Source organism: Legionella anisa, assembly GCF_001467525.1.
Lineage (GTDB): Bacteria > Pseudomonadota > Gammaproteobacteria > Legionellales > Legionellaceae > Legionella > Legionella anisa.
This window is the reverse complement of the sequence record NZ_LNXS01000022.1, coordinates 260,219-269,027: the sequence shown is the minus strand read 5'-3', so window position 1 is coordinate 269,027 and position 8,809 is coordinate 260,219. Positions and strand designations below refer to the sequence as shown.

Here is an 8,809-nt window from a genome sequence, read left to right as displayed (position 1 = left end):
TATCAGTGCTCTGTTTTCGCAAAATTTTTGCATGGTGTCTCAGTATCGATTTGTCCAACGCCCTCTCCCCAACCCTCTTCCCGCAGTATCTTACTATTCAAATTCCTTGCGCGGGAGAGGGAGCAGATCGAAGCAAGATTAAGTGATGTGCCTAGATGAATGCTGAGGAGTCTACAAAAAAATTAGATTTTAATGGTTCTTGAAAAACGCTATCTTTCACAGTACATCTTTGATCTAAATAGGGATTTAGGATGCCATTCTTGGTGTTTTATCAAGGACGTGCAACTATTCTTTTTCCTTTTACCGGACAGTAGTGTGCCTACGCAGGGATAACGGGCAACAAATGACATTCTACCTGGTTAAATTTTGTGAAGAACTCTCAGGGCTTATCGGCGGGACATCGGAATAGAGCTGGACTGGCTTTTCAACGATGTGTAGAAGATTCAGCAACTTGTTCGCGGGGATATCCGCAGAGTATAAGCGGTATTTTCTCAGGCCTATGCGTCATTTTAGAATCTATTTATAACCTAGTACTCTAAACCACATAGGCCCATTTCCATTTCACCAGATCGAGCCCAATGTAAACAGACCCTAGAATGGTAACTCCAATGTGTCATCCAACAAATGCATTTGTTTCTTAAATAACTGCTTTATCTGTTCTAAATTGTCTTTATCTTCTGCTTCAAAACGAGCAACAAGACACGGAGTAGTATTCGAAGCACGTAATAGACCCCATCCTTTATCGAACTCAACACGTAATCCATCAATTGCAATAACACGTGCCTGAGGAAACTCAGCCATTTCATTAAATCGTTTCATAAACTGGAACTTCTCATCATCAGCTATAGCAATTTTCAATTCAGGCGTATTGATGCTATTGGGAATTGCTTCAAATTGCTCGCTTACAGTCATATCCGATGCGCTAATGATTTCAAGTAAACGGCAGGCACTATAGAGAGCATCATCAAATCCATACCAGCGATCTTTGAAGAACAAATGGCCGCTCATTTCGCCAGCCAAAGCTGCTTTTTCTTTTTTCATCACGTGTTTCACAATGGAATGACCTGTAGGACACATTTTGGGTATGCCCCCTGCTTCTTTGATCACAGCTTCTAAATGACTGGAGCATTTAACATCAAAAACTACAGTAGCTCCGGGAAGACGAGTTAATAACTCACGAACATAGAGCATCATCAAACGGTCAGGCCAAATCATTTCACCTTTATTTGTGATTAAACCTAAGCGATCGGCATCACCATCAAAAGCTAAACCCAGATCTGCTTTATGGGCTGCTACTGCAGTTTTCAAATCAGCTAAATTAGCCTCAATGGTTGGATCAGGATGATGATTAGGAAAGTGACCATCAACATCACAATACAGCGGAATAACATCACAACCTAGCTCACTGAGCACTTGAGGTATAATCGGACCAGCAATCCCATTTCCACAGTCAACCACCACTTTTAATGGACGCTTGATTTTTATATCGCTTCGAATGCGTTGCTCATATGTAGGCAATACATCGAATGCCATGTCCTTACCTTGGCCTGCAACACGCTTACCGTCAAGAACCAGTTGATATAAAATATCAATATCTTCTTGCATTAACGTCTTACCCAACAAGACCATTTTAATACCGTTGTAATTTGCTGGGTTGTGACTTCCTGTAACCATCAATCCGCAATCAATGTCTTGAGTATGAATTGCAAAATACATTACCGGAGTAGGAACCGCACCTAAGTCAAATACATCGATGCCACTGTCCAGCAATCCTTGTTTTAAGGCGGAAGCCATAGCAAAACTTGTGAGACGACCATCACGTGCCAAAAAAATTTGCTGACGCTGCAAATCACGCAAATAACAGGCTAGGGCGAGTCCAATACTATAAAAAGCATTCTCATCCAACTCCTGTCCAATTATGCCTCTGATGTCATAAGCACGGAACACTGAACGAGTAACTTGCTTTTGCTGATATTTCATTTAATGTCTCCCTGAACTTCCAAATCCACCTTCACCCCTGGAGGTTTCGGTAAATGCCTCAACGATTTCAAAAGCAGCTTGCACAACTGGAACAAAAACTAATTGCGCAATACGCTCACCAGGATTTACTGTAAAATGTTCAATCCCTCTATTCCAACAAGAAATTTTGAGTTCTCCTTGATAATCAGAATCAATGAGACCAACTAAATTCCCTAAAACAATACCATTTTTATGTCCTAAGCCTGAGCGGGGTAAAATCACAGCCGCTAACTTAGGATCAGCAATGTAAATTGACAATCCTGTTGGCAATAGCACCGTTTCTTGCGGTGCAATTTGAATCGACTCATTAATACAAACACGCAAGTCCAATCCGGCTGAACCATGAGTTGCATACGTAGGCAGCGGAATAGTATCACCTATTCGAGAATCAAGAATTTTTAATTGAATCGCTTGGGCCATCATTTTTCCTATAAAATATTAATGCGCATCATTTTGCAGAGTTGCAGCAATGATTGCAATAATTTGTCCAGCTAACCGTGTTTTATGGGTTAAGGGTAATTCGATTTGCTTGTTTTTTGTAATTACAGTAACTTGATTCACTTCACTGTCAAATCCAAGTCCTTTTCCTACTGAGTTTGCCACAATCATATCCAGTTTTTTACGCTGTAATTTTTCGGTGGCGTAATGCACAACATCCGTGGTTTCAGCAGCAAATCCAACCACGCAAGAAGCCCTAGCTGAATCAGCAACACGACTGAGAATATCGGGATTTTTTATCAACTTAAGCGTCATTACATCCTGATTTTTTTTCTTCATTTTCTCAGACGCAGGCGACTCAACCCGATAATCAGCAACAGCAGCTGTTCCTATAAATATAACACCTGCTGGCATTTCCTGCATTACTGCGTCCAGCATTTCTTGTGCCGACTGGACGAGAATCCGCTTAATGTTCGCTGAAGCCTGTAAAATACTTGGTCCACTAATCAAAGTAACTTGTGCTCCTGCCATCGCAGCAGCCTCTGCCATAGCATAGCCCATTTTCCCAGAACTGTAATTGCTGATATAGCGAACCGGATCCATAGGTTCACGAGTAGGTCCTGCGGTCACAAGTACTTTTTTCCCCGCCAACAGCTGGTGTACATTATATAAACGTAAAGCACTCATGATGTGTTCCACTTCACTTACGCGCCCCAAACCTTGCTCACCGCATGCTTGAGACCCCTCTTCAGGGCCAACAAAAATCACTCCTCGTTCTTGTAAAAGCTTAGAATTAGCTTGGGTTGCAGGATGTGCCCACATGCTGCGATTCATGGCAGGACAAACAATCACGGGCACTTCAGCAACAAGATATAAAGTAGAGAGTAAATCATCAGCAATACCTTGTGCGAGTTTGGCAAGGCAATTGGCAGAAGCAGGAGCAATAACCAAGTAATCCGCCCAACGTGCTAATTCAATATGTCCCATGGCACGCTCTGCCTGAGCATCAAATAAATCAGTACGCACATCGTTTCCTGATAAAGCCTGCATCAACAAAGGACTCACAAATTCCTGGGCGGATTGCGTCATTACCACTTTTACTTCTGCACCGGCTCGAGTTAATTCGCGAATCAGGTACGCTGATTTATAGGCAGCAACCCCGCCACAAACCCCAAGCAATACTTTTTTCCCAATAAAATCTTGCATGACTCAACGTTTTTGATAAGAATAGCTCCGATCAAAGCATAAACTTCGCAATAAAGGAATAGAAAAATGACGGTTGTCCAATCAACACGGCAGTTCGATCTGCGTGAAAAACTTCTCACGTATGGCGCGCAAAACCTTTCAGATACTGAATTACTCGCAATTTTTATCAGTTCCGGAACCAGTAAAAAATCCTGCGTGCAATTAGCTTTTGACCTCCTCAAACATTTGGGTGATTTACGCGCCGTTCTTAATGCCGACATACAAAGTTTCAAACAAGTATCGGGTTTGGGTGAGGTGCGGTATGCCCAGTTGCAAGCAATCAAGGAAATGTGTCGGCGTAGTGATTTTATTCAATTAAAAAAAGAAACCCAAATCACCAACAGCAAACAAACCTATGCTTATTTAAAAAAACGTTTGCGCGATTATAAAAATGAAACTTTTGCTGCTTTATTTCTTGATAATCAGCATCGCGTCATTGCCTATGAAGAACTCTTTTCCGGTACAATCAATACCGCAACGATTCATCCAAGACCCATCATCGAACGCGTTTTACAACTTAATGCAGCAGCACTCATTCTCGCCCACAATCATCCATCAGGCCTATCCGATGCCAGCCATCAGGATATCGTCGTGACTGAGCGCATCCGTGAAGCCTTGGAATTGGTTGATGCCCGTTTACTCGATCATATAGTCATTGGGGACAATGAAGTCTATTCGATTATTGCTGAAAACAAATCGATATGCTGCTCCTAATCACGATAATTCCCTATATTTCAGATGCAGGGGCATCCCCCTGTAGTACTTAAGATTATATTATTTTATTGGTCATTTAATAATCACATAAGGTAAATGTTTTATCATTTACACTTATGAAGTAAATTTAATGAGAATAAGATGTCACAAACAAAAATTAACGCAGAACCACAAGATAAGAATCTGCAAGATTACCAAGAAAGCATACAGAAACGTATAGAACAATATAACCAATTATCCGCCCCTACTGCACTGGATAATCAACAATTAACAATTGATTTGTATTTGTTAACGCAAACTTACCTTAAAAAAGCCTGCTCGAATGATGCTGATAATTTTAAAGTCATTCAACTATTTCGACATGGAGAATGTACAAACGCAGATAAAGGGTATGGATTCAAACCGAATGCAAATATTAATCCAGCCGCCGATGCGAATATGAAGCATTTTGATTACTCAGTGCTTTTGCATAATCAAAAAGATGATGCTCGCGTTGTATTTTCTACTATGACACGGGCTACTGTAACCGCCGCAAATTTTATTGAAGGCCTACGTACTCATAGCAAAAAAGTAACAGCCAAATCCTCACGTGAAATAACAGAAATTGCTGAAGGGCCTTCCGGATTTGATATTATGAATTGGCGTGAATATGGTCCATTGCTTAATCCATTTTCTGATGTGAAATTTTTTCATCGAGCTTTGCTTTTTTTCTCATTTATTCGTTACGCTGTTTTTGGAAGCACTTTAGAAGACAATAGGAAGGCAAAACAAGCGGCATTGGATACTATCGGAGTACTTGATGAAACATCACAGTCCTCTGATGTAACTCATACAACAGACGCACAAAGAGAAAATGGGTTAGCAAAAGAGATAGTAGATGAAATAAATAATACTGACCGGCGCGATATGATCGTTGTAGGTCATGGTAATTCTATACGAGATACTTTAACAAAGCTTTTTCCTAGTTATAAAGCAAAGCATCGAAAAGATGATGCATTAGACTTTGCTGAAAGCCAGGCACTCATGGCATTTGATGTAAATGGGAAAAAAGAACTGTTTATGCTGCCATTTAGGATTCAAGTAGATCAACACACACCTGGAAAAATGAATGTACGATATGTGCCTTATGCGGAACTAAATCAGAACTATGAACTCGATGCAGAAAAAGTAAATGAACGAGACTTGGAAATTAGCGGTTGGAAAGTCGATGAAGCAGATGCACTTCTGGAGCAAAATCTGGATGGTGCATATGGAACAATGCGTGTGCTAAATACTGGTGGTAAGCAAACACATCTTTCTAAATTAGTAATAAAAACTGAATCAGATATTCCGGAAGACAGCTCTGGGTATCATGAAGATGAATTAGGCATTGACCATCCGCCAACACCAACTAACATTCTTAGTAACAGCGGAAATTTTTAACTAACTCAGGTATTTTTATCTGGCCTGGTTATTATGAAATGGACTTCAAGTAACGTGATAAAAGATACTTTGTTTCGTGATCTATACTTACAAACAGCTGTCTAACAAGGAGCACTGATGAAAATCGCAATTATAGGGACAGGAAGCGTAGGAAAAGCATGTGCGATGGCAACCGTTATGCGTGGATGTGTGCAGGAGCTGGTTTTAGTAGATAAAAATCGTGAACTTGCAAAAGCGGTGGCAACGGACATGCAATATGGGGCCCTCTTATCACCAAGAGTGACTGTCTATGCAGGAGATTATGCTGATTTACACCATGCGGAGTTAATCATGGTGACCGCAGGTGTCAATGAAAAGACAGGCGGGGCTACGGATAGGAATGACCCTAAAGGTCGACTTAAATTACTGGGCACTAACGCGCAAATATTTGCAGACATTATTCCTAAAGCAGTCAAAGCATCTCCAGATGCACTCATTATGATTGTCAGCGATCCACCTGATCCATTAGCCGATGTTGCGCGTCAACTAGCAGGACATCAGCGAATCATTAGTGCAGGAACTTATCTTGATAAGCTTCGTTTTCGTTTTCATCTGGCCAAACATTTCAATATCAATCCAATGGATGTCAATGCATACGTCATTGGCGAACATGGTACTTCATCCGTATTTCTGTGGTCTACAGTTCAGATAGGCGGCAAACCGTTGTCCTCTTTGTTGACGCAGAATTTGGAGCAATTCAAACAGCATATAGAACATGAGGTAAAATTTGCCAACATTACAATTATTGAAGGAAATAATGCCAGTCAGTATGGCATAGGAATGGTTTGTGCGCGGATTGCGGAAATTATTGTGCGTGATGAACAATCTGTTATTCCTATCGGCTCCTACCATGACCAATATAAAGTTACATTTTCTTTACCCAGTGTTCTAGGTCGTCAAGGTATAAAAGAGGTTTTCATTCCTGAAATGGCGCCTGAAGAAGAAAATGCTTTGCAAAAAGGTGCCGAAATTTTACAAAAGGCTTTAATGTTCTAGTTCAAACTACGAGTCATTTTAATCCCCAGATCATTTAATCTGGGGACAATGAATCAGGATTTTGATTCAAATAAGAAAATAACTTATCATACTTTAAACTTTAAAATAGTTTTTCAATACCAAAAATGTGACGTAAAAAATAAAGGATTACTGATGCAAGGAATGAATCACCTATTAGAAATCAAAAATTTGTTGGCGATGAGCAATACTGTGAGCGCAGCCAGCAAGCAACAGTTAGCACTCGGTGTTCATTTCTTTTCATTTTTCTCCATTATTTTTTATTCTGTTTCTCTGTATTGTTCACCCCCCTGTTCTGTTTAAATCGTATGCCCTTTTTCTAGTGCATTTTTTGTCTTGTCATTGAAATCAATTGCGGCTAATTGTTGTTATTTCCCTCGTTTTTATAATGCAAGGGGTGTTTATGAAGCGTTGTTTCTTTTTTTCTGCATTAACCGCTGGCGGACTCATCAGTCAATCCATGGCGGGCACCATGGGGCCTGTTATGCCTGCTAAAGACTGGACCTGGGTAGGTTCTGTGAGCGCGGGTCCTGTTTGGGCAAGGGGTGGCGAGACACAGACTTTCTTTCTGGCGCCTGAAATTGAAAAGACGTATGTGGCGAGAAAATCCAGCAATGCGCTCGCCGCAGGCGAGCTTTTTTTAGGAATCCAAAAATCATTGACTCCTCAATGGTTGGGTCAGTTGGGAGTAGCAGGTGCCATCACGGGCAATGCCAAGCTGCAGGGAGTGATATGGGACGATGCGAGTCCTGAGTTTGAGAATTACAGCTACCAATACAAAATATGGAACGGTCGCGTCGCGGTAAAGGGCAAGTTGTTGCTGAATAGATATTGGCTCATGCCCTGGCTGAGTGCAAGTGTAGGTGTAGGCGTGGGCTTTAACCGTGCCCATGATTTCACCAATACGCCTTTGATTTTTGAGGCATTACCTAATCCTGATTTTGCAGACCACACGAAAACGGCCTTCACCTATACACTGGGTGCCGGGGTGCAAAAAGCCTTGAATGACCATTGGCAAATCGGTGCGGGCTATGAGTTTGCCGACTGGGGCAAAAGCGAGTTGGGTCGAGCCTTTGGGCAGACGATGAACTCAGGATTAGCGCTCAATCACCTCTACACCAATGGGGTGTTATTTAATCTTACTTACGTGGCTTAAGGACTGAGACCATGAGAAACAAAAGACATTTTTTTAGAAATGCCCTACTTACAGCCTTTTTCTCCTGCCTGATGTTGTCGACGTGCAGGCTGCCAAGCCCTTATGGACTTTTGTACCGCAAACACTGACCGATATTACCGTAGCCAAAGGGGCTAGTGCGCAGGTTATCTATACGGTGCATAATCAGTCTTCCAGGCCCAAGACGTTAGTGATGAAACCCATTGCAGGAGTGAGCCAGGGGACACCCTGCCAGCTTCCCGGCAAAGGAGTCTGTACACTGATACTTAACGTGAATGGTTCAGGCTTGCAGGGAAATGTTGTGGGTGGTCCGGTATTGTGCCAGCAGGGCAATGACTTGCAGTGTTACCAGCCGAATTCGGCCAATATTTTACGTATTCATCTGGCACAGCAGCCCCCTGTTCAGCAATTCACCGTCACGCCATCGGCGGGCGCGAACGGAGCGATTTCGCCTGCAATACCACAAGTTGTCAATGCCGGCAGCAGCCTGACGTTTAGGGCAACACCCAATGCGGGCTTCGGGGTCAATCAGTGGTTGCTTGATGGCAATGTGGTACAAAATGGCGGTACCAGCTATCAATTGAACAATATCCAGGCTAACCATACGGTTCAAGTGGGCTTGGTCAGGCAACGCTGTCTCCTCTCACGCAAAACCTGACCTTGTCAATCAACAGTCCTGGAGCCGACCCTGCATTGACTGGCAATGCACGCATCATCCAAATAGTAAATACGGGCTCAATACCA

The 8,809-nt window shown here is 42.2% G+C and carries 8 protein-coding genes; 5 read left to right on the top strand and 3 right to left on the bottom strand.

Annotated elements, in window-relative coordinates; genetic code table 11:
• Nucleotides 1–591: 591 nt before the first annotated feature.
• From Lani_RS08480 to coaBC, 3 genes are read right to left on the bottom strand one after another with little or no spacing between them, the layout of a single operon-like run.
• Nucleotides 592–1,980, bottom strand: a complete 1,389-nt coding sequence (locus Lani_RS08480; protein WP_019234506.1) for a phosphomannomutase/phosphoglucomutase — start codon at nt 1,978–1,980, stop codon at nt 592–594.
• On the bottom strand, nt 1,981–2,439 hold the full coding sequence (dut, locus tag Lani_RS08475; RefSeq protein WP_040522983.1) for a dUTP diphosphatase: 459 nt from the start codon (nt 2,437–2,439) through the stop codon (nt 1,981–1,983). It lies immediately after the preceding gene.
• 18 nt (nt 2,440–2,457) lie between these two features.
• The gene (gene coaBC / locus Lani_RS08470; protein WP_019234508.1) at nt 2,458–3,663 is read right to left on the bottom strand and encodes a bifunctional phosphopantothenoylcysteine decarboxylase/phosphopantothenate--cysteine ligase CoaBC; all 1,206 of its coding nucleotides are present in this window, start codon (nt 3,661–3,663) and stop codon (nt 2,458–2,460) included.
• Nucleotides 3,664–3,729: 66 nt separating this feature from the next.
• Here coaBC and radC point away from each other — a divergent pair, with 66 nt between their 5' ends.
• The 5 genes from radC to Lani_RS20595 all read left to right on the top strand — a co-directional run bounded on the left by radC (nt 3,730) and on the right by Lani_RS20595 (nt 8,723).
• Nucleotides 3,730–4,416, top strand: coding sequence for a RadC family protein (gene radC, locus Lani_RS08465; RefSeq protein WP_019234509.1), 687 nt, complete (start codon nt 3,730–3,732; stop codon nt 4,414–4,416).
• 141 nt (nt 4,417–4,557) lie between these two features.
• Entirely contained in the window at nt 4,558–5,838 is a 1,281-nt protein-coding gene (locus Lani_RS08460; RefSeq protein WP_019234510.1) for a hypothetical protein, read from the top strand.
• Between the two features lie 117 nt (nt 5,839–5,955).
• Nucleotides 5,956–6,873, top strand: a complete 918-nt coding sequence (locus Lani_RS08455) for a lactate/malate family dehydrogenase (protein ID WP_019234511.1) — start codon at nt 5,956–5,958, stop codon at nt 6,871–6,873.
• Between the two features lie 421 nt (nt 6,874–7,294).
• A complete protein-coding gene (locus Lani_RS08445) occupies nt 7,295–8,047 on the top strand; it encodes an outer membrane protein (protein WP_019234513.1) in 753 nt (250 codons plus the stop codon).
• 82 nt (nt 8,048–8,129) lie between these two features.
• Nucleotides 8,130–8,723: an InlB B-repeat-containing protein gene (locus tag Lani_RS20595; protein ID WP_019232384.1), complete on the top strand. Its 594-nt coding sequence runs from the start codon at nt 8,130–8,132 to the stop codon at nt 8,721–8,723.
• Nucleotides 8,724–8,809: the final 86 nt, after the last annotated feature.

What these genes read in the sequence shown, in the direction of transcription:
- Lani_RS08480 (WP_019234506.1), bottom strand. Translation starts at nt 1,980, where the DNA reads ATGAAATATCAGCAAAAGCAAGTTACTCGTTCAGTGTTCCGTGCTTAT.
- dut (WP_040522983.1), bottom strand. Translation starts at nt 2,439, where the DNA reads ATGGCCCAAGCGATTCAATTAAAAATTCTTGATTCTCGAATAGGTGAT.
- Lani_RS08460 (WP_019234510.1), top strand. Translation starts at nt 4,558, where the DNA reads ATGTCACAAACAAAAATTAACGCAGAACCACAAGATAAGAATCTGCAA.
- Lani_RS08455 (WP_019234511.1), top strand. Translation starts at nt 5,956, where the DNA reads ATGAAAATCGCAATTATAGGGACAGGAAGCGTAGGAAAAGCATGTGCG.
- radC (WP_019234509.1), top strand. Translation starts at nt 3,730, where the DNA reads ATGACGGTTGTCCAATCAACACGGCAGTTCGATCTGCGTGAAAAACTT.
- coaBC (WP_019234508.1), bottom strand. Translation starts at nt 3,663, where the DNA reads ATGCAAGATTTTATTGGGAAAAAAGTATTGCTTGGGGTTTGTGGCGGG.
- Lani_RS08445 (WP_019234513.1), top strand. Translation starts at nt 7,295, where the DNA reads ATGAAGCGTTGTTTCTTTTTTTCTGCATTAACCGCTGGCGGACTCATC.